Raw genomic sequence first — 20,566 nt, 5'->3', positions numbered from 1 at the left:
CATTGGTACTCGGTATTCTTCGTCTCGTTCCATTAATAAATCACTGTTTCATTAGTGAAACATACAGATCCACCCCACGAACGCCATGCCATCCACACGCCGACAAGCCATTGCAGCCGCGCTCGCCCTCGGCGTCGCCTGCGCCACGGGGCCCGCCAGGGCCGAGAGCAGCTATCCGAGCAAGCCGATCACGCTGGTCGTCGCCTATCCGGCCGGCGGCGACACCGACGCGCTGGCGCGGCTCTTCGCCGAGAAGCTGTCGGCGCGCGTGGGCCAGCCCGTGGTGGTCGACAACCGCCCCGGCGCCAGCGGCATCATCGGCAGCGCCTATGTCTCGAAGGCGCAGCCCGACGGCTACACGCTGCTGCTTTCGCCCAGCACCTTCTCGATCGCGCAGCTGGTGCTCAAGACGGGCGGCACCTCGGGCTACGACGTGCTGAACGGCTTCACGCCGATCGTGCAGACCGGCAGCCAGCCGCTGTTCCTGGTGGCGGGCGGCGCCAGCGGCCTCGCAAGCGCCAAGGACCTGGTGGCCGCGGCCAAGGGCGGCAAGCCGCTGACCTTTGCGAGCCCGGGCAGCGGCTCGCCGATGCACATCCTGGGCGAGATGTTCAACCGCGCCGCGGGCGTGAGCCTCGGGCACGTGCCCTACAAGGGCGTGGCGCCGGCGGTCAACGACGTGCTGGGCGGCCACGTGCCCGCCACCTTCATCACGCTGGGCCCGGTGGCGCCGTACCTTGCCAACGGCAAGATGCTGCCGCTCGCGGTGGCCTCGCACGAGCGCTCGGCGCTCGCGCCCAAGGTGCCGACGCTGCAGGAGCTCGGCTACAAGGACGTGGAGGTCACGGCCTGGAACGGCCTCTGGGGCCCGCGCAACCTGCCGCCCGAGATCGTCAAGACGCTCAACGCCCACTTCAACGAGATCCTGAAGATGCCCGAGATCGTCTCGCGCATGGCCGTGCTGGGCACCACGCCCGTGGGCGGCAGCGCCGACGTGCTCGGCAAGACCAACGCCGCGGACTTTGCGCGCTTCGGCAAGGTCATCAAGGAGCTCGGCATCCAGGCCGACTGAAAAAGCACCATGACCGAACCCAAAGCCGTTCCCGATCCCTCGAGCCTGCAAGCCCTGCTGGCCGAGCTGCCCGCCAACCTGCTGGCGGGCCGCCGCATCCTCGTGACCGGCGGCGCGCGCGGGCTGGGGCTTGCGTTTGCGCAGTGCATCGCGGCGGCCGGCGCGCAGGTGGTGCTGGCCGACATCCTCGGCGAGCTGGCCCAGGGCGAAGCCAAGGCGCTGCGCGATGCCGGCCACCGGGCGCATGCGCTGGAAGTCGACCTGTCGGAGCCGGCCTCGATCGAAGCCTGCGCCGCGGAAGCGCTTCGCCTGCTCGGTGGGCTCGACGGCCTCGTCAACAACGCGGCCATCACCAACTCGGGCGGACGCGATGCGCACCAGCTCGACGTCGGCACCTGGGACCGCGTGATGAACGTCAACGTGCGCGGCACCTGGCTCATGGGCCGGGCCTGCCGCCCCGCGCTTGCTGCCAGCGGGCGCGGCGCGGTGGTCAACCTCGCGTCCGACACCGCGCTGTGGGGCGCGCCCAACCTGCTGGCCTATGCGTCGAGCAAGGGCGCCGTCATTTCCATGACGCGCTCGCTGGCGCGCGAGTGGGGCGGCGACAACATCACGGTGAACGCCGTGGCGCCCGGCCTCACGCTGGTGGAAGCCACCGAGTACGTGCCGATGGCCCGCCACCAGAAGTACCTCGAAGGCCGCGCCATCCCGCGCGAGCAGCAGGCCGCCGATGTCTGCGGTGCCACGCTGTACCTGCTTTCCGGCCTCGCGCGCTTCGTGACGGGCCAGCTGCTGGCCGTCAACGGCGGCTTTGCGATGCACTGATTCAAATTTTTTTCCGACGAATGGAGTGAACACGATGAGCGATTTGTCCGAACAGCAGAAGATCACCGATACCGCCGGCAGCACGCTGGCGCAGCCCGAAGGCAGCAGCCTGGCCGAGTGGATGAACAGCCGCATCGCGCGCTACGAAACCCGCAAGTACGACTGGGATGCGCTCAAGTTCCAGGCCGACCTCGACCCCAAGTTCCGCCGCGCGCAGATGCGCTACGTGGGCACCGGCGGCACCGGCGTTGCGAAGGACGTCAACACCGTGCCGGCCGAGCACTTCACCTTCTCCACCATGGTGATCCCGGCCGGCCATGAAGGCCCGCCGCACCTGCACACCGACGTGGAGGAAGTGTTCTTCCTGATCCGCGGCAAGCTCAAGGTGGTGATCGAAAAAGACGGCGAACGCTTCGAAACCATCATGACGGACCGCGACCTGATCTCGGTGCCGCCCGGCGTGTACCGCGAAGAAATCAACATCGGCGACGAAGACGCGCTGATGTGCGTGATGCTCGGCGCCAAGAAGCCCGTGACGCCGACTTATCCGGCCGACCATCCGCTCGCGAAGATCAAGCGCTGAAGAAAAAGAAAGAGGCCATGAACGACGCCACCGCCACCCACGCGCAGAGCGCCTTGCCCGCTTCCGAGCTGGCGCTGCTGGAGGCCCGCTTTCCGGCGCGCGCCGTGCCGGTCGGCGGCGGTGCCGTGGTGTCGGTGCGCGAATGCGGCGCGGGCCCGGCCATCGTCTGCCTGCACGGCATCGGCTCGGGTGCGGCCTCGTGGCTCGGCCTTGCCTTGCAGCTCGCGCCGCAGGCCCGCGTGATCGCGTGGGATGCGCCGGGCTATGGCGCATCGACGCCGCTCGCGCCTGCGGCGCCTTCCGCGGCCGACTACGCGCAGCGGCTGCACGGCCTCTTCGATGCGCTCGACATCCAGTCCTGCGTGCTGGTCGGCCATTCGCTCGGCGCGATCACGGCGGGCTGCGCGGCGGGCAAGGATTCTGCCCTGGCTTCGCGCATCCGGCGCCTCGTGCTCGTCAGCCCCGCGGCCGGCTATGGCGCCCCGCAGCGCGAGGAAGCCCGCCGCAAGGTGCGCGCCGAGCGGCTTGCCACGCTCGACGAACTCGGCATTGCCGGCATGGCCGCGAAGCGCGCAGGCCGGCTCGTGTCCGCCGGCGCCAGCGAACGCGCGCGCCAGTGGGTGCAATGGAACATGGCGCAGCTGAGCGACGGCGGTTATCGCCAGGCCGTCGAGCTGCTGTGCAATGCCGACCTGCTGGCCGACCTGCCGCCCGCCATGCCGGTGCGCGTGGCCTGCGGCGCGCTCGATGCCGTCACCACGCCAGAGGCCTGCGCCGAAGTCGCGCGCCGCTGCGGCGTGCCGCTCGAATCGATTGCCGATGCCGGCCATGCGAGCTACGTGGAGCAGCCGCAGGCCGTTGCCGCATTGCTGCGCGAAGTGCTGGCCGCCTGACAGAAGACACACGACAAGACAACCAAAGGGAAGAACGAACCACCATGGCCACCCACGACAACGAGACAATGGAAGAGGGCGGCGAGCGCTACAACGTGCCGGCGCTCGAACGGGGCCTGCGCGTGCTGTGCGAGTTCAGCCGCGAGAGCCGCACGCTCTCCGCGCCTGAACTGGGGCGCCGCCTCGACCTGCCGCGCTCGACCGTGTTCCGGCTTCTCACCACGCTGGAGAACATGGGTTTCCTCGAGCGCGCCGAAGGCGGGCGCGACTACCGCCTGGGCCTGGCCGTGCTGCGCCTGGGCTTCGAATACCTGGCCTCGCTGGAGCTCACGCAGCTGGGCGCGCCGCTGCTCAACCGCCTGTGCGACGAGCTGCGCACGCCCTGCAACCTGGTGGTGCGCGACGGCCGCTCCATCGTCTACGTGGCCAAGGTGGCGCCGCCCACGCCGTTCGCAAGCTCGGTCACCGTGGGCACGCGCCTGCCGGCCCATGCCACGGTGCTCGGCCGCGTGCTGCTCGAAGACCTCACGCTGCCGCAGCTGCGCGCGCTCTACCCGGAAGACAGGCTCGAGACCTTCTCGCCGAGCACGCCCACCACCGTGAGCGAGCTGTTCGACATGGTGCAGGCCGACCGCACGCGCGGCTACGTGCTGGGCGAAGGCTTCTTCGAATCGAACATCTCCAGCATCGCGGCGCCGGTGCGCGACCACAGCGGCCACATCGTGGCGGCGCTGGGCGCCACCATCACCTCGGGCCACATCGAGGAGAACCGCATGGACGAGATGGTGCAGCGCGTGCGCGCCACCGCCGAAGAAATTTCGGGCCTCCTGAACTATTCGCCCGCCCGCGCGCAAAAGGTGGTGCCGCTTCGCAGCGCATGAACCACGCCATGACACAGCCATCTACTTCTTCTTCCTTCTTTGCCGCCGACGCACTGGCGGGCCGCGTGGCCGTGGTCACGGGCGGTTCCTCGGGCATCGGCCTGGCCACGGTCGAGCTGCTGCTCGAATGCGGCGCCGCGGTGGCGCTGTGCGGCCGCAATGCCGGGCGGCTCGACAGCGCGGTGGCCGGCCTGCGCGAGAAGCACGCGGGCGCGCGGCTCTTCGCGCAGCCCTGCGACGTGCTCGACGGCCCCTCGGTGCGCGCCTTTGCGGCCGCCAGCGAGGCCGCGCTCGGCCCGGCCTCGATGCTGGTCAACAACGCGGGGCAGGGGCGCGTCTCCACCTTCGCCGACACCGACGACGCGGCCTGGACCGAAGAGCTCAAGCTCAAGTTCTTCTCGGTCATCAACCCCACGCGTGCCTTCCTGCCGCAGCTCGCGGCGCAGCGCATCGTGCACGGCGACGCCGCCATCGTCTGCGCCAACTCGCTGCTCGCGCGCCAGCCCGAGCCGCACATGGTCGCCACCTCGGCCGCGCGCGCCGGCCTGCTGAACCTCGTGCGCTCGATGGCCACCGAATTCGCGCCGCAGGGCGTGCGCGTGAACGGCATCCTGATCGGCCTGGTCGAGTCGGGCCAGTGGCGCCGCCGCTTCGAGGCGCGCGAAGACAAGTCGCAGGACTGGGCCGCATGGAGCGGCCAGCTCGCGCAGAACAAGCACATTCCGCTGGGCCGCCTGGGGCTTCCGACCGAAGCCGCGCGCGCCATTCTTTTTCTTGCTTCACCGCTCGCGTCGTACACGACCGGCAGCCACATCGATATCTCTGGAGGCCTTTCGCGCCATGCATAACCCCAACAACAACAACACGGTCACGGTCGGCGCAGTCGTCGCGGCCTTTCTCGAACAGTGCGGCGTCAAGGCGGCCTTCGGCGTGATCTCGATCCACAACATGCCGATCCTCGATGCCTTCGCGCAGCGCGGCGCGATCCGCTTCGTGCCCGCGCGCGGCGAGGCCGGCGCCGGCAACATGGCCGACGCCTATGCGCGCTCCACGGCCAGCCTGGGCGTGTGCCTCACGAGCACGGGCCCGGCGGCCGGCAACATCGCGGGCAGCATGGTCGAGGCTTTGACGGCCGGTGCGCCGCTCTTGCACATCACGGGGCAGATCGAGACGCCGTATCTCGACAAGGGCATGTCGTACATCCACGAGGCACCCGACCAGCTGACCATGCTCAAGGCGGTGTCGAAGGCGGCCCTGCGCGTGCGCAGCGTGGAGACGGTGCTCGGCACGCTCAAGCGCGCGGTGCAGCTTGCGTTGACGGCGCCGACCGGCCCGGTGAGCGTGGAGATTCCAATCGACATCCAGTCGGCGCTCACGACCATGCCTGCCGACCTGTCGCCGCTGCCCATCGAGCGGCCCGTGCCTTCCGCGGCCTCGCTCGACGCGCTGGCCGCTCGCCTTGCAGCCGCCAGGCGCCCGATGCTGTGGGTCGGCGGCGGCGCGCGCCATGCGGGCGCTGCCATCCGCCGGCTGCAGAAGCTCGGCTTCGGCGTGGTCACGACCACGCAGGGCCGCGGCACGGTGCCCGAGGACGAAGCGGGTTCGCTCGGCTCCTACAACATCCACAAGCCGGTCGAGGCGCTGTACCAGCGCTGCGACGCAATGCTGGTCGTCGGCTCGCGGCTGCGCGGCAATGAAACGCTCAAGTACGAATTGAAGCTGCCGCGCCCGCTGCTGCGCATCGATGCCGACGCCGCCGCCGAAGGCCGCGGCTACGCCACCGACCTGTTCGTCTGCGGCGATTCCGCGCTGGCGCTCGAAGGCCTGGCCGACCGCCTCGAGGCCGCGAAGTACAAGGCCGACCCCGAACTGCTCGCCGACCTGCGCGCCGCGCACGAACAGGCCGTGGCCTCGCTGACCGACGGCCTCGGCCCCTATGCCGCGCTCGTGAAGGAACTGCAGGCCGCAGCCGGCCGCAACTTCAACTGGGTGCGCGATGTCACGGTGTCGAACAGCACCTGGGGCAACCGCGAGCTGCGCATCTTCGAGCCGAGCGCGGGCGTGCATGCCACGGGCGGCGGCATCGGCCAAGGCATGCCGATGGCCATTGGCGCGGCCATTGGCGCGGCCGAGACGGGCTCGGGCCGCAAGACCTTCTGCCTGGCCGGCGACGGCGGCTTCATCCTGAACCTCGGCGAACTCGCAACGGCGGTGCAGGAGCAGGCCGACATGCTGATCGTGCTCATGAACGACAAGGGCTACGGCGTCATCAAGAACATCCAGGACGCGCAGTATGGCGGCCGCCGCTGCTATGCCGACCTGCACACGCCCGACTACGCGATGCTGTGCGCCTCGCTGGCGCTGCCGCATGCGCGCGTGCAGCGCATCGACGAACTGAGGGCGAAGCTCGGCGAGGCGCTGGCCAAGAAGGGCCCGTTCCTGCTCGAGATCGACATGCTGTCGATCGGCGAATTCAAGAGCGCCTTCGCCGGCCCGCCGACCAACACCGTGACGCAGATCCCGGCGCTCGGCAAGGCTGCGGCCACGTCGGTGGAGTGACGGGCGTGACCGCGCTGCGCGTTGCACTCATCGGCTGCGGTGCCATCGGCACCTCGGTGCTCGAACTGCTCGAGGGCGACACGGCCCTGGCGGTGGCGGCCATCGTCGTGCCTGAAGAAGGCGTGGCCGCTGCGCAGAGGCTTGTGCCCGGCGTGCCGGTTGCAAGCCGCGTGCCGGTTGCGGGCATCGACCTCGTGGTCGAGACGGCCGGGCATGCGGCCATCGAGGAGCATGTGCTGCCGGCGCTCGCACGCGGCACGCCGTGCATCGTGGCCTCGGTGGGCGCGCTGTCGGCCGCGGGCCTTGCCGAAAGGCTCGAAGCCGCCGCCACTGCCGGCCGCACCCAGGTGCAGCTGATCGCGGGCGCGATCGGTGCCATCGACGCGCTGGCGGCCGCGCGCATCGGCGGGCTGGGCAGCGTGCGCTACACGGGCCGCAAGCCGCCGCAGGCCTGGAAGGGCACGCCGGCCGAGCAGGGCCGCGACCTCGATGCGCTCACGCAGGAAACCGTCATCTTCGAAGGCAGCGCGCGCGAGGCGGCGCAGCTCTATCCCAAGAACGCCAACGTCGCGGCCACCGTGTCGCTCGCGGGGCTGGGGCTCGACAGGACGATGGTGCGGCTCATTGCCGATCCGGCCATCGCCGACAACGTGCACACGGTCGAGGCCGAGGGCGCCTTCGGCAGCTTCGAGCTGACCATGCGCAACAAGCCGCTTGCGGCCAATCCCAAGACCTCCGCGCTCACCGTCTACAGCGCGGTGCGCGCGCTGCGCAACCGGGCCGCGGCGCTCGCCATCTGAGCCATTCCCCACCATGATTTCTTCCGAACTTCTTCCGATCTGCGTTGCCGGCGAATGGCGCCTGGGCGGCGGCGACGTGTACGAGAGCCTCTATCCCGCCACGGGCGAGCCGATCGCGCGCCTCAGGGCCGCGAGCCTGGCCGATGTCGAGGAGGCCATCACGCGCGCCGACCACGCGTTCCGCAACAGCGGCTGGGCCCAGCGCCTGCCGCACGAGCGCGCCGCGGTACTGCACCGCGTGGCGCAGCTGATCCGCGAAGAGAGCGAAAGCCTTGCGCAGAAGCAGCGCCTGGACAACGGCAAGCCGATCAACGAAACGCGCAACCTCGTGGCCAGCGCCGCGGGCACCTTCCAGTTCTTCGCGGCTGCGCTCGAAACGCTCGAAGAAACCATCACGCCTTCGCGCGGCGCCTTCATCACGATGAGCCTGCACGAGCCCATGGGCGTCGTCGCCGCGATCACGCCGTGGAACTCGCCGATCGCGAGCGAAGCGCAGAAGCTCGCGCCGGCGCTGGCGGCCGGCAATGCGGTGGTCGTGAAGCCCGCCGAGGTCACGCCGCTGATGGCGCTGGAGCTCGCGCGCATCTGCGAGCAGGCCGGCGTGCCCAAGGGCATCGTCAGCGTGCTGCCAGGCAAGGGCTCGGTCATCGGCGATGCGATCACGAAGCATCCGCTGGTCAAGCGCGTGTCGTTCACGGGCGGCACCACCACCGGCAAGCACATCGCGCACATCGCGGCCGACAAGATGATGCCGGTGTCGCTGGAGCTGGGCGGCAAGTCGCCCACCATGGTGCTCGACGATGCGGACCTCGACCATGCGGTGAGCGGCGTGCTCTACGGCATCTTCAGCTCGTCGGGCGAATCGTGCATCGCGGGCTCGCGCCTCTTTGTGGCACGCGGCATCTACGACGAGTTCCTCACGCGGCTGGCCGAAGGCGCCAATGCCTTGCGCGTGGGCGACCCGGCTTCGGAGCGCACGCAGATGGGCCCGCTCATCACCGCCAGGCACCGCGAGGGCATCGAGCGCTATGTGGAGCTGGGCGTGTCCGAAGGCGGGCGCATCCGCACCGGCGGCGTGCGGCCCCATGGCGGCGACTACGACAAGGGCTACTTCTACCGGCCGACCATCATCGAGGGCCTGGACAACAGCGCACGCATCAGCCAGGAAGAGATCTTCGGCCCGGTCCTGGTCGCGATGCCCTTCGACGGCGAGGAGTCGCTGATCGCGCAGGCCAACGACAGCGTCTACGCGCTGGCCGCGGGCGTCTGGAGCCGCGACTTCAAGCGCGCCTGGAAGCTCGGCCGCGCAGTGCAGGCCGGCACCGTCTGGGTCAACACCTACAAGCAGTTCTCGGTCTCCACCCCCTTCGGCGGCTGGCGCGACAGCGGCCTCGGCCGCGAGAAAGGCCGCGAAGGCATCTTCCAGTACATGGAGCAAAAGAGCATGTACTGGGGCACCAACGAACAACCTCTGCCCTGGGCACTGACATGAGCGTACTTGGCATCGACCAGATCACCTACGGGGCGGACGACCTGCCCACCTGCCGCCGTTTCTTCGAAGACTGGGGCTTGGCGCTCAAGTCGGAAGCGGCCGACGAACTCGTCTTCGAATGCCTCAACGGCTGCAAGGTGGTCGTCGCGGCGTTGGACAAGGCGGGCCTGCCGAGCGCGATGGAAGAGGGCCCGACGCTGCGCGAAGTGGTGTGGGGCGTCGAAAGCGAGGCGGACCTCGATCGCTACGCCGCCGCCATCGCAAGGGACCCGGCCTTCTTCGATGGCACGGTCGACGGCGCGCGCCGCATCGGCTGCATCGATCCCAACGGCCTGGCCGTGCGGCTGCAGGTCAGCCGCAAGCATGCGGTCGAAGTCGACTGCGGCGCGATGAACACCTGGAATGCCAAGCCGCGCGTCAACCAGCCCGCACCGGTCTACGAACGCGCGACGCCGATCGAGGTCGGCCACGTGGTGTTCTTCGTGAGCGACGTGGCGGCCACCAGCGCGTTCTACGCGCAGCGCTTCGGCTTCATTTCGTCCGACAGCTATCCGAAGCGCGGCGCCTTCATGCGCTGCGCGCCGGAGGGCGGCCACCACGACCTGTTCCTGCTGCAGATCCCTTCGGGCAAGCGCGGACTCAACCACGTGGCCTTCACCGTGCGCGACATCCACGAGGTGTTCGGCGGCGGCCTGCACTTTTCGCGCCGCGGCTGGGAAACGCAGCTGGGCCCGGGGCGGCATCCGGTGTCGTCGGCCTACTTCTGGTACTTCAAGAATCCGGCCGGCGGCTTGATCGAGTACTACGCGGACGAAGACCAGCTCACGGCCGACTGGCAGCCGCGCGAGTTCGAGCCGGGGCCTACGGTGTTCGCCGAATGGGCGGTCGACGGCGGCCTCGACGGCAACACCCGCCGCCAGAAGAACGCTGAAGGGCCGAAGGGCGCCTTCCTCACGGAGAAAAAGTGAATCCCACAACCACCACCATGCAACGACGCCTTTCCCTTTCCCTTGTGTCCGCCGCGCTGTCGGCCTTTGCCATCGCCTCGCCCGCGCAGGCGCAGGGCGAGGTGCAGAAGCAACTCTCGAGCGAGCGCTTCACCATCGTCTCGCCGTTCCCGCCCGGCGGTCCGGTCGACACGCTGGCGCGCGTGCTTTCAGACGGGCTCGCCAAGCGCTACGGCCAGGCCGCGGTGGTCGAGAACCTGGTCGGCGCGGCCGGCAACATCGGCATCGACAAGGTCAAGCGCGCCAAGGGCGACGGCCACACGCTGCTCGTGGTGCCCGCGGGCAACCTCACGATCAACCCCACCTTGATGCCGAACTTCCCGTTCGACATCGAGAAGGACTTCGTGCCCGTCACCATGCTGGCCAAGGCGCCCAACGTGCTGGTGGCCTCGCCCTCGTCGGGCATCAGGAGCGCGAAGGAGCTGGTGGCGCGGGCCAAGGCCAAGCCCGATTCGCTCTCGTACGCCTCGCCCGGCGTGGGCAGCGGCCTGCACCTGGCGGGCGAGCTGTTCAAGCAGCAGGCCGGCATCGAGATGCTGCACGTACCCTACAAGGGCACCGCGCCCGCGCTCAACGACGTGCTCGGCGGCGCGGTGCCGCTGATGTTCAGCAACCTGCCCGCGACCATGCCCTTCATCAAGAACGGCAAGCTGGTGGCGCTGGGCGTGACCGAGGCCGCGCGCAGCCCGGCCGCGCCCGACATTCCGACGCTGGCGGAGCAGGGCATCCAGGGCGTGGCCGTGACCTCGTGGTATGGCCTGCTGGCGCCCAAGGGCACGCCGCCCGCCGTGGTCGAGCAGCTCGCGAAAGACGCCGCGGAGATGCTGGCGCAGCCCGACGTGCGCGAGCGCCTGAAAGCGCAAGGCATGACGGATGCAGCGATGAAGCCGGCCGCGTTTGCCGCGCACATCCGCGAAGAAACAGCCGTGTGGGCCAGGATCATCAAGGCCCGCAACATCGTGGCCGAGTGAGCCGCGAACAACAAAAAGGGGAGAACCCATGAAGACAAGCGAATCCACCATCGGCATCGTCGGCGCGGGCATCGGCGGTCTGGTGGCGGCCATCGCGCTGCGCCGCGCCGGGCACGACGTGGCCGTGTTCGAGCAGGCGAAGCAGTTCGCCCGCGTCGGTGCGGACATCAACCTCACGCCCAATGCGGTGCGTGCGCTGGACGGCCTCGGCGTGGGCGAGGCCGCGCGGATCACGGCGGCCCGGCCTTCGCACCGCATCAGCCGCACCTACGACACGGGCGAGGAAACCTCGCGCCTGGAGATGGCCGATTCGGCCGAGCAGCGCTACGGTGCGCCGCAGCTCACCATCCACCGCGCCGATCTGCTGGCTGCGCTGGCCGACATGTTCCCGGCCGAGTGCGTGGCGCTGGGCAAGCGCGCGCAGACCATCGCGGCGGACGAGAAGGGCGTGAGCCTCTCGTTCAGCGACGGCACCGGCGCCCGCGTCGGCGCGCTGCTCGGCGCCGACGGCATCCACTCGTGCGTGCGCACCGCGATGTTCGGCGCCGAGAGCCCGCGCTTCACCGGCATCGTCGCCTACCGCGCCGTGGTGCCTGCCGAGCGTGTGGCGGGCGTGCCCAACCTCGGTGCCTTCACCAAGTGGTGGGGCCCGAATCCGCAGAGCCAGATCGTCACGTTCCCGCTCAACCGCGGCAGGGACATCTTCATCTTCGCGACCACGCCGCAGGACACCTGGCACCTCGAATCCTGGACCGCGCCCGGCAGCGTCGACGAACTGCGCGAGCAGTACGTGGCCTACCACCCCGAGGCGCGCGCCCTGCTCGACGCCTGCGACACGGTGCTGAAGACCGCGCTGTACGAGCGCGACCCGATGCCGGCCTGGGCCGCCGGCCGCATGGCCCTGCTCGGCGATGCCGCGCACCCGATGCTGCCCTTCATGGCGCAGGGTGCGGGCATGGCGATCGAAGACGCCGTGGTGCTGTCGCGCCACCTCGAAGGCATTGCCATGGCCGATGTGCCCTCTGCGCTGCAGGCCTACCAGACCGCGCGCATCGAGCGCGCCAGCCAGGTGCAGCTTGGCTCGCGCGGCAACAACTGGCTGCGCGAAGGCGGCAATGCCGACTGGGTCTATGGCTACGACGCCTGGGCCGTGCCGTTGGGCGCCCCCGCCGGCGCCACTGCCACCGCCTGATTCACATCCACCTCACCCCACGGAGGCAACCATGCAACAAGACCGCTACCTGCAACCGCACCAGGCGCGCCAGCGCCCCGCGACCACCTATGAAGACCTGCTGGGCGACGTGATCGAGCGCGCCTTTGCCGACGGCATCCACGACCTGCCCGGCCTCGTACAGCGCCTGAACGACAGCGGCCTGGCCACCCCCGGCGGCCAGCCCTGGACCGAGGCGCTGTACCGCAAGGAAATGGCCACGCTGGCCGCCTGAGGAGCATCACACCATGACCATCGCCATCACCCCCGTTGCCGCAGACCCGGTCGACCACCTGCTCGAGATCGGCCTGAAGGATCTCTGGTACCCGATCTGCCCCTCGCACTTCATCAAGGAGAACCCCGTCTCGCTGCGCCGCCTGGGCCGCAAGATCGCGCTGTGGCGCGACGGCGAAGGCGTGCTGCACGCGCTGGAAGACCGCTGCCCGCACCGCGGCGCGCCGCTGTCGCAGGGCGTGGTGCTGGGCGACCGGCTCTCGTGCCCCTACCACGGCGTGGAAGTGCGCCATGACGGCGTCGTCACGCGCGTGCCCGGCAGCCCGGGCTGCAAGCTCGAAGGCTCGCAGGCCACGCGGCACTTCCATGTGCAGGAACGCGCGGGCGCGGTGTTCCTCTACAACGGGAAGGAGCCGGTCGACGTGCCGCCGCCGCTCGTGCTGCCCGAGCAGCTCACGGACGATGCGGAGTATTCGAGCTTCCTTTGCTACACCGAGTGGAAGGGCGACTATCGCTATGTGCTCGACAACGTGATGGACCCGATGCACGGCACCTACCTGCACAAGCAGTCGCATTCGATGGCCGAGGGCGATTCGACGGCCAAGTTCGGCATCCGCCAGACCGACGCCGGCTTCGTGTTCGAGAAGGAAGGCCAGCGCAACGTCAACTTCGACTGGACCGAATGGGCCGACACCGGCATCCACTGGATGCGCCTGGAAATTCCATATCCGAAGACCGGCGGCCCCGGCGGCAACTTCATCATCATCGGCGCCTTCTCGCCGATCGTGAAGGGCATGACGGCCACCTTCTTCTGGCGCGTGCGCAAGCTGCCGCGGGGCTGGGAGCGCGACACCTGGCGCTTCCTCTACAAGAACCGCCTCGAGGCGCGCCACTGGCACGTGCTCGAGCAGGACCGCGTGATGCTCGAAGAGATGGAGCCCGACGCCAACCAGCACGAGAACCTCTACCAGCACGACCTGGGCATCGTGCGGCTGCGCCGCCACATGCGCAATCTCGCGCAAGCACAGCTCGCAGAAGCTGCCGCGGCCGCGGCCTGATCCATAGAAAGCCTTGCCATGTCTTCCCCCACGCTGAACGCCCTGGTGCACACGATGCGCTACGAGGCCGACGGCATCGTCAGCGTCGAGTTCCGGCCGGCTTCGCCCGAGACGGAGTTTCCCGCCTTCGAGGCCGGCTCCCACATCGACCTGCACCTGCCCAACGGGCTGGTGCGCAGCTACTCGCTGTGCAACCCGGCGAGCGACCGCCAGCGCTACGTGGTCGGCGTGCTCAACGACCGCAAGAGCCGCGGCGGCTCGCGCTATGTGCACCAGCAATTGCGCGTGGGCATGACGCTGCCGATTTCGGTGCCGCGCAACAACTTCAAGCTCGAAGAGGGCGCGGACCATTCGGTGCTGGTGGCCGGCGGCATCGGCGTGACGCCCATCTGGTGCATGCTGCAGCGGCTCGCGGCCCTGGGCAGGCCGGTGGAACTGGTCTACTGCGCGCGCACCCGCAAGGAGGCCGCCTTCTGCGATGCGATCGAGGCGCTGGCGCGCGAGCATGCGGTGCCGGTCACCTGGCATTTCGACGAAGAGAAGGGCGCGCCGCCCGACCTGGCCGCGCTGCTGGCCGGCAAGGGTGCCGCGAGCCACTACTACTGCTGCGGCCCCACGCCGATGCTCGATGCCTTCGAGAAGAGCTGCGAGACGCTGGGCTATGCCCATGCCCACATCGAGCGCTTTGCCGCGGTGCACGTGGAGGCGCCGAGCGCGACGCAAAGCTGCGTGGTCGAGTGCGCCAAGAGCGGAAGGAGCGTCGAGGTGCCGCCCGGCAAGTCGATCCTCGACAGCCTGATCGATGCCGGCCTGAACCCCGACCACAGCTGCAAGGAAGGCGTCTGCGGCGCCTGCGAAACCGCGGTGCTCGAAGGCGAGATCGACCACCACGACGGCATCCTCACCAAGATCGAACGCGCGTCCAACAAGACCATGATGATCTGCGTCTCTCGCTGCAAGGGCGAGCGGCTGGTGCTCGACATCTGAGGCCGCCGGCCAGAGAAAAACCAACCCAAAAATCCGATGAAAAAATACTTGATCACGCTGGCCGCGGCCAGCGCGGCTGGCGGAGCGCTGGCCCAATCTTCCGTCACGCTCTTCGGCGTGGTCGACGCGGCCGTCACCTACACGCGCGGCAGCGGCGATGGGTCGGCCCACAAGGCGCAGCTGACCAACAGCGGCAACATGTTCAGCCGCCTCGGCTTTCGCGGCACGGAAGACCTGGGCGGCGGGTACTCGGCCAACTTCTGGATGGAGATGGGCCTGCAGAACGACAGCGGCACGGGCTTTCCGTCGAACTCGAACAACCAGGCCAGCGGCAACGGCCCGGCGGGCGTGCTGAGCTTCAACCGCCGCTCGACGGTGAGCCTCGCGGGCCCGTTCGGCGAAGTGCGCCTGGGCCGCGACTACGTGCCGGCATTCTGGAACACGGCCATCTTCGATCCCTTTGGCACGGGCGGCGGCATCGGCGCCAACCAGATCTATTTCTCGGGCCTGGGCGGCCTGGCCGCACCGACAGGCACGCGCGCCTCGAACAGCATCGGCTACTTCCTGCCCGCGAACCTCGGCGGCTTTTACGGGCAGGTGATGTATGCGATGGGCGAGAACGATTCGAACGCGCTGCTGCCGGGCACCAGGGTGCCAAGCAAGCATGACGGCGAACACACCGGCGCGCGCTTCGGCTACCAGAGCGGCGGCCTGCACGTGGCCATTGCCACCGGCCGCACGCGCTATGCGAGCGGCGACCTGCGCGTGACCAACCTGGGCGCGGCCTACAGCTTCGGCCCTTCGCTCATGAACCTCAAGCTCACGAGCGAGCTGTACAAGGAATCGAAAGGCAGCACCGACGCCAAGGGCGTGCTCGTCGGCTTCCAGCTGCCCATCGGGCCGGGCGAGATCAAGGCCTCGTATGCACGCTACAAGCTGGAACCCGCGAACGCGGTGCGCGAGCCCACCTCGTCGAAACTGGCCATCGGCTACGTGCACAACCTGTCCAGGCGCAGCGCGCTGTACGGCACGCTCGCGCGCATCAGCAACAGGAACGGCGCCGCGCAGGCGCTGGCGGGTGCCATCACCATGCCGGGCCGCTCGTCCAGCGGCATCGAGCTGGGCATGCGGCACATGTTCTAGGCGCAGGGCGCGCCAGCACCATCCACGCAAAAAAGGCCCGGGCCATGCACAGCAAGAACTTTCGTTGGTACGGCGTCGCCACGCTGTTCGTGATCGTCGCGATCTCCTACGTGGACCGCATCAACATCGCGGTGCTGATCACCGACGCCGCGTTTCTCAGCCACGCGGGCATTGCCGCTTCCGACCGCGTGAGCCAGGGTTTTTTGGCCACGGCCTTCATGCTGGGCTACGGCGTATCGGCCTTCGTGCTCACGCCGTTCTGCTCGGCCTTGTTCGGCGTGCGCCGCAGCCTGGTCTACGGCCTCATCTTGTGGGGCGTGGTGACCTGGGCCTCGCCCCTGTTCGACAGCTACGGCCTGCTGCTGGCCTCGCGCGTGCTGCTGGGCGTGTCGGAAGGACCGCTGTTCTCGCTCGCGTCGTCCTACATCAAGGCGCACTTCAGGAGCGACGAGAACGGCAAGCCCAATGCGCTCGTGAACATGGGCACGGGGCTCGGGCTGGCGGTGGGCTATCCGCTGGTGGGCTACCTGCTCACGCGCTTCGCGTGGGACAGCTCCTTCCATGTGCTGGGGGTGCTCAACATCGCACTGGGCATTCCGCTGGTGCTGGCCTTCGTGCGCATGCCGGCGGGGCATGAAGACGGGGCCAGGCCGTCTTCCCTTGGCGAGGCGATGGCGCGCGTCGGCGGCATCGTGCGGGGTGCGCTGCACACGCGCAACCTGTTCATCATCACGCTGCTCACTTCGGCGGCGCTGGCCTATCTCTGGGGCAGCAGCAACTGGCTGCCGACCTACCTGCGCGAGGCGCGCGGCTTCTCGCTGCGCGAGATGGGCTGGATCGCGTCGGCGCCGCAGTACGCCACGGTGCTTGCGGTGTTCGTGGGCGGCGTGCTGATCGACAGGCTCGGGCGCGACCGCGTGCCGTTCATCTTCATGGGCGCGAGCGCGGGCGTGGCGCTGTCGGTGCTCATGGCCATCAACGCACGCGATCCGTATGCGGCCGCATGCTGCCTGGTGGCGGCCAATTTCTTCTGGGGCCTGCAGAGCCCGGCCATTCCGAGCACGGTGCAGCATTGCTCGCGGCCCGAGCACACGGCCAGCGCCTTCGGCGTGACGAACGGCGCGGGCAGCCTGGTGGCGGCCTTCATGCCGGCGCTGATGGGCGGCGTGATCAGCGCGGTGTCGCATGGCGGCGGCGCGGGTGCGGCCGTCACCGCAGCTTCGTCGGCGGCGGGCTTCTTCGCGGGCTTTGCGCTGCTCATCGGCACGCAGGCGGTGGTGTTCGCCTGCGGACTGCTGCTGTGGTGGCGCGAACGCGCGCAGCGCATGACTGCAGTCTCTGGTTCACAGCTTTCGTAGCGGCGGCGCGCGCTGGAACCTTCGTACTGTGGCTGTTGCGTCACAGCGAACAGGCCCCGTGCCTGCAGACCACGCGAGCCGATGCTGCGGGCGCAGAACCATCTTCGTATCGCATGGCCCGCAGCGCGGGCCATGACGCCATTCGACTTATGGCGCGCGAACATTTTGAGAGAGAAAAGTTCCGCGGGTCGTTGAGCTGCCAGATTCGATCAGCTACAACTGTGCGCACTTCAACGGACGAGGGAATGCGCGTGAAAACAAAGACAAGAGCCGCTTGCAGGCCTGCCGTTTCGGCGCCGGCCGTTCTTCCTTCGACGCGGCAGAGCGTCGCATCGATGCGCGGGCACTGAGCCCGCTCCCACGCGCCGCCATCCGCGCCCGCACTCCTTCCATCACCGCGCCTTGACGGAAATGGCTCCGGTCACTCCGCGCATCCTGGGACCGCCGAAGCCCGAGCGGTGCGATCCGGCCTGAGCGTGCGTTCCTGACGAACCCGGTGTTCGGCGGGAGGGCGCCGTGCCGCCCGCCGTTTTCCGCGGTTGGCTTTTCATCTCATCCCGCGTGCCATGTGCAGCGCCGGCTATCCGCTGGCGTTCGCAGTGCTGCGCATGTTCCTTACCCAGAGCACCCAGAGGCGATCATGAAAAAACTGAATACACCCGTCGTTCACCACCTGGCCCTCTCCGCCGTGATGCTTGCCGCCTTGACGGCGTGCGGCGGTGGCGGAGACGGCGGCGGCGGCGGCGGCGCATCGCTTGGCGGCGCCGGCCTTGGCGCGTCGTCGACGCTCACGGCCGGCGCGCAGGATCCCGCCAAGGCACCCGAGGACGGCGCGCCCTCGGCGCAGGAATCGGCCGTGGCCGCGGTCGACCGCTCGGTGAAGCCGATGGAGCTGCCCGACACCGTCTGGCCCGTCAACTACAAGCTGTGGTTCAGGCCCGATGCGGCGCTGAAGACCTTCGTGGGGCGCGGCGACGTGGAGATCGAGGTGCTCAAGCCGGTGGATGCCATCGTGGTTGCCGCGCACAACCTCAAGTTTGCGAACGGCCGCACCACCTTGCGCAAGCTGTCGAATCCTTCGGAGGTGATTGCGCTGGTGCCCACGCCGCAGACGTTGGGAGATTTCGTACAGTTGCGGCGCAACGACGGGCAGATCGCCAAGGGCAAGTACCTGCTGCACATGGAGTGGGACGGCAAGATCCAGTTCTCCGATGCGGAATATTGCCCGCCCGAGGAGATGGCCCGCAATCCGTTCTGCTCGGCGGCGACCGGCATCTTCAAGGTGGGCCTTTCCACGCCCGAGGGCGTGAGCAGCGACGCGATCGTGACGCAGGGCGAAACCAACTATGCGCGGCAGTGGTTCCCGGGCTGGGACGAGCCGGCCTTCCGCCACAGCTTCGAGATCTCCGCCGAGGTGCCGGGCGATTGGCAGACCGTGTCGAACGCCGCGCAGAAGTCGGCCGTCAAGCTGCCCGACGGCTACCAGCAGGTGTCGTTCGAGAAGACGCCGTCGATGCCGATGTACCTCGCGTTCTTCGGCGGCGGCAAGTTCGACGTTCTGTCGGACACCTTCAAGAACCCGCTCGACGGCAGCGAGATGCCGCTGCGCTGGTTCACGCCGCCGGGCCGCTCCACCTGGGCCAACTTTGCGATGGAGTGGACCAAGGTGGCGATGGACTACTACTACAACTACACCGGCATTGCGCTGCCGTTCAAGAAGTTCGACACCGTGGCGGCCAACGACAGCTACAACAACAAGCCCAACACCGGCTTTGGCGGCATGGAGAACTGGGGTTCGATCTTCGAGTTTGCCGACCGCGTGCTGACCAAGCCGGGCGAAACGCCCACGCTGTATTCGGTGACGGTGGTGACGCACGAGATTGCGCACCAGTGGTTCGGCGACCTCGTCACGCTCGACTGGTGGGACAACGTGTGGCTCAACGAATCGTTCGCGCGCTGGTTCGACCGCCGCACCACGATCAAATTCCATCCCGACTACTACAGCTTTTCCGACTACGTGCTCGACAAGCACACCGTGATCGTGGCCGACCTGAAGGACACGGCGGTGCCGGTGCAGCGCAACCTCAACGATGCGGGCTCGTTCGGCTTCATCAGCCCGTCGATCTTCGTCTACAACAAGGGCAGCCACGTGCTGGAGACGGTGCAGAACTACATCGGCGAGGAGGCGATGCAGAAGGGCCTGCAGATCTACCTGAAGGACTATGCCTTCGGCAACGCGACGCCGTCGCGGCTGTGGACCTCGCTGGAGAAGGCGAGCGGCGGCAAGAAGGTGGCGGACATCGGCGACAGCTTCATTCGCCAGACCGGCGTGCCGCTGCTGACGGTGGACGCGCAATGCGCGGGCGACCGCACCTTCGTGTCGATCAGCCAGGAGTCGTTCCCGAACCAGAACGCCTATCCGGCCTCGACCTGGACCATTCCCGTGACGCTGGCCTACGGCGACGCGATGGAGCAGCGCAAGACCTTCGTCATGGCCACCAGTACCACGCAGCTGGAGCTCCCGGGCTGCACCGCGGTGCTGGCCGGGCCCACGGGGCAGGACTACTACGTGAGCAACTACAGCACGCAGTCGTGGAGCGACCTGCTGGCCAAGGCGCAGAACTTTGCAGACAACAAGCCGCTCCTGCTCAACATCGAGCGCGACGCGTTCCGGCTGCTGTCGGTGGGGCGCATCACGCAGGGGCAGTACGACCAGATCAAGGGCGTTCTCAATCTGCCGACGACGCTGCTCGCGAAGACCGAGGCAAGCCAGCAGAAGATGGTGGCGCAGGAGGCCGGCGGCAAGGAAGACTATCCGCACGCGCTGCGCTACCAGGGCAGCATGAAGCTGCGCGAGAACGAGAAGCGCTGAGTCGAGGCCGCACGATCATGAAAAATGCACTCAACTGTGTTGCGGCCGGCCTGTCGTCGCTGCTGTTGCTGGCCGGCTGCGGCCCGCGCGCCGAGCCGGAGGCGCAGCTGGTCGGCGTCTACGCCGTGAAGACGAACGGCACGCTGCGCGAGCTGGTCAAGATCGAGCGCCAGGGCGGCCGCTACATCATGCGAGACAAGGTACGCACCCCCGAGTGGAGCGAGCCGAAGATGCAGATGCAGCCGGTGACGCGCGAGCGCTGGAACCGGATCACCACCGACACCGCGAACACGGAGTTCGTCGGCGTGTCGAGCGACCAGCTCGCGATCTTCAAGGTGCCGCCGGGGTGGCAGAAGAACAGCTTCAAGACGGAGACCGGCTACTTCCTGTTCTATTCGCAGGGGCCGGTGGAGGCGTACAAGCTGTGATGCGGCGCCTGCGTTGAGGGGCGCGGGGAGCGTGATCAGGGCACTGGTTGATCAGCGATACACCAGCAGCGTGCCCCGGTGCACAGGGCATCGGGTGCTCCCCGCAGCGAAATCAAGGAGGAGGGGCGTAGCCCCGGGGGACATTCGCGGAGGGGAGTACCCGGTGGCCTGTGCACGCGCGTTGAAAAACAGC

19 protein-coding genes are annotated in these 20,566 nt (G+C 68.5%); all 19 read left to right on the top strand.

What is annotated here, in order from left to right:
• The first annotated feature begins 85 nt into the window (after positions 1–85).
• The 19 genes from ACAM58_RS15325 (at position 86) to ACAM58_RS15235 (ending at position 20,373) form a co-directional block, all read left to right on the top strand.
• Complete coding sequence (locus ACAM58_RS15325) at positions 86–1,072, top strand: tripartite tricarboxylate transporter substrate binding protein (RefSeq protein ID WP_012748271.1); 987 nt, start codon at positions 86–88, stop codon at positions 1,070–1,072.
• Positions 1,073–1,081: 9 nt separating this feature from the next.
• Positions 1,082–1,897: an SDR family oxidoreductase gene (locus ACAM58_RS15320; RefSeq protein ID WP_012748270.1), complete on the top strand. Its 816-nt coding sequence runs from the start codon at positions 1,082–1,084 to the stop codon at positions 1,895–1,897.
• Between the two features lie 34 nt (positions 1,898–1,931).
• On the top strand, positions 1,932–2,480 hold the full coding sequence (locus ACAM58_RS15315; RefSeq protein ID WP_012748269.1) for a cupin domain-containing protein: 549 nt from the start codon (positions 1,932–1,934) through the stop codon (positions 2,478–2,480).
• A gap of 17 nt (positions 2,481–2,497) precedes the next feature.
• The gene (locus tag ACAM58_RS15310) at positions 2,498–3,373 is read left to right on the top strand and encodes an alpha/beta fold hydrolase (RefSeq protein WP_369663080.1); all 876 of its coding nucleotides are present in this window, start codon (positions 2,498–2,500) and stop codon (positions 3,371–3,373) included.
• Positions 3,374–3,417: 44 nt separating this feature from the next.
• Positions 3,418–4,254 carry an IclR family transcriptional regulator gene (locus ACAM58_RS15305; protein WP_012748267.1) on the top strand — a complete coding sequence of 279 codons (837 nt, stop codon included), beginning with the start codon at positions 3,418–3,420 and terminating at the stop codon, positions 4,252–4,254.
• A gap of 8 nt (positions 4,255–4,262) precedes the next feature.
• Positions 4,263–5,102: an SDR family oxidoreductase gene (locus ACAM58_RS15300; RefSeq protein WP_020610580.1), complete on the top strand. Its 840-nt coding sequence runs from the start codon at positions 4,263–4,265 to the stop codon at positions 5,100–5,102.
• Positions 5,095–6,813, top strand: a complete 1,719-nt coding sequence (locus ACAM58_RS15295; protein ID WP_012748265.1) for a thiamine pyrophosphate-binding protein — start codon at positions 5,095–5,097, stop codon at positions 6,811–6,813. The genes ACAM58_RS15300 and ACAM58_RS15295 overlap by 8 nt, the downstream gene beginning before the upstream one ends.
• Positions 6,814–6,818: 5 nt before the next feature.
• A complete protein-coding gene (locus ACAM58_RS15290) occupies positions 6,819–7,613 on the top strand; it encodes an aspartate dehydrogenase (RefSeq protein WP_012748264.1) in 795 nt (264 codons plus the stop codon).
• A gap of 13 nt (positions 7,614–7,626) precedes the next feature.
• Positions 7,627–9,105, top strand: a complete 1,479-nt coding sequence (locus ACAM58_RS15285) for an aldehyde dehydrogenase (protein ID WP_012748263.1) — start codon at positions 7,627–7,629, stop codon at positions 9,103–9,105.
• Entirely contained in the window at positions 9,102–10,073 is a 972-nt protein-coding gene (locus ACAM58_RS15280; RefSeq protein WP_012748262.1) for a VOC family protein, read from the top strand. The genes ACAM58_RS15285 and ACAM58_RS15280 overlap by 4 nt, the downstream gene beginning before the upstream one ends.
• Positions 10,074–10,090: 17 nt before the next feature.
• The gene (locus ACAM58_RS15275; protein WP_012748261.1) at positions 10,091–11,083 is read left to right on the top strand and encodes a tripartite tricarboxylate transporter substrate binding protein; all 993 of its coding nucleotides are present in this window, start codon (positions 10,091–10,093) and stop codon (positions 11,081–11,083) included.
• Positions 11,084–11,111: 28 nt separating this feature from the next.
• Positions 11,112–12,275, top strand: coding sequence for an FAD-dependent monooxygenase (locus ACAM58_RS15270; protein ID WP_012748260.1), 1,164 nt, complete (start codon positions 11,112–11,114; stop codon positions 12,273–12,275).
• Positions 12,276–12,306: 31 nt separating this feature from the next.
• Complete coding sequence (locus ACAM58_RS15265) at positions 12,307–12,528, top strand: recombinase-like helix-turn-helix domain-containing protein (RefSeq protein WP_012748259.1); 222 nt, start codon at positions 12,307–12,309, stop codon at positions 12,526–12,528.
• Between the two features lie 13 nt (positions 12,529–12,541).
• The gene (locus ACAM58_RS15260; RefSeq protein ID WP_012748258.1) at positions 12,542–13,585 is read left to right on the top strand and encodes an aromatic ring-hydroxylating dioxygenase subunit alpha; all 1,044 of its coding nucleotides are present in this window, start codon (positions 12,542–12,544) and stop codon (positions 13,583–13,585) included.
• Between the two features lie 18 nt (positions 13,586–13,603).
• Complete coding sequence (locus tag ACAM58_RS15255; protein ID WP_012748257.1) at positions 13,604–14,572, top strand: PDR/VanB family oxidoreductase; 969 nt, start codon at positions 13,604–13,606, stop codon at positions 14,570–14,572.
• 36 nt (positions 14,573–14,608) lie between these two features.
• Entirely contained in the window at positions 14,609–15,715 is a 1,107-nt protein-coding gene (locus ACAM58_RS15250; protein WP_012748256.1) for a porin, read from the top strand.
• Between the two features lie 44 nt (positions 15,716–15,759).
• Complete coding sequence (locus tag ACAM58_RS15245; RefSeq protein WP_012748255.1) at positions 15,760–17,073, top strand: MFS transporter; 1,314 nt, start codon at positions 15,760–15,762, stop codon at positions 17,071–17,073.
• Between the two features lie 640 nt (positions 17,074–17,713).
• Complete coding sequence (locus ACAM58_RS15240) at positions 17,714–19,945, top strand: M1 family metallopeptidase (RefSeq protein WP_369663079.1); 2,232 nt, start codon at positions 17,714–17,716, stop codon at positions 19,943–19,945.
• A 17-nt stretch (positions 19,946–19,962) separates the two neighbouring features.
• A complete protein-coding gene (locus ACAM58_RS15235) occupies positions 19,963–20,373 on the top strand; it encodes a hypothetical protein (protein WP_012748253.1) in 411 nt (136 codons plus the stop codon).
• Positions 20,374–20,566: the final 193 nt, after the last annotated feature.

This window comes from Variovorax sp. V116 (assembly GCF_041154435.1).
Taxonomy (GTDB): Bacteria; Pseudomonadota; Gammaproteobacteria; order Burkholderiales; family Burkholderiaceae_C; genus Variovorax; species Variovorax paradoxus.
The sequence above is the reverse complement of the archived record's forward strand: the minus strand, read 5'-3'. Positions and strand labels throughout refer to the sequence as shown.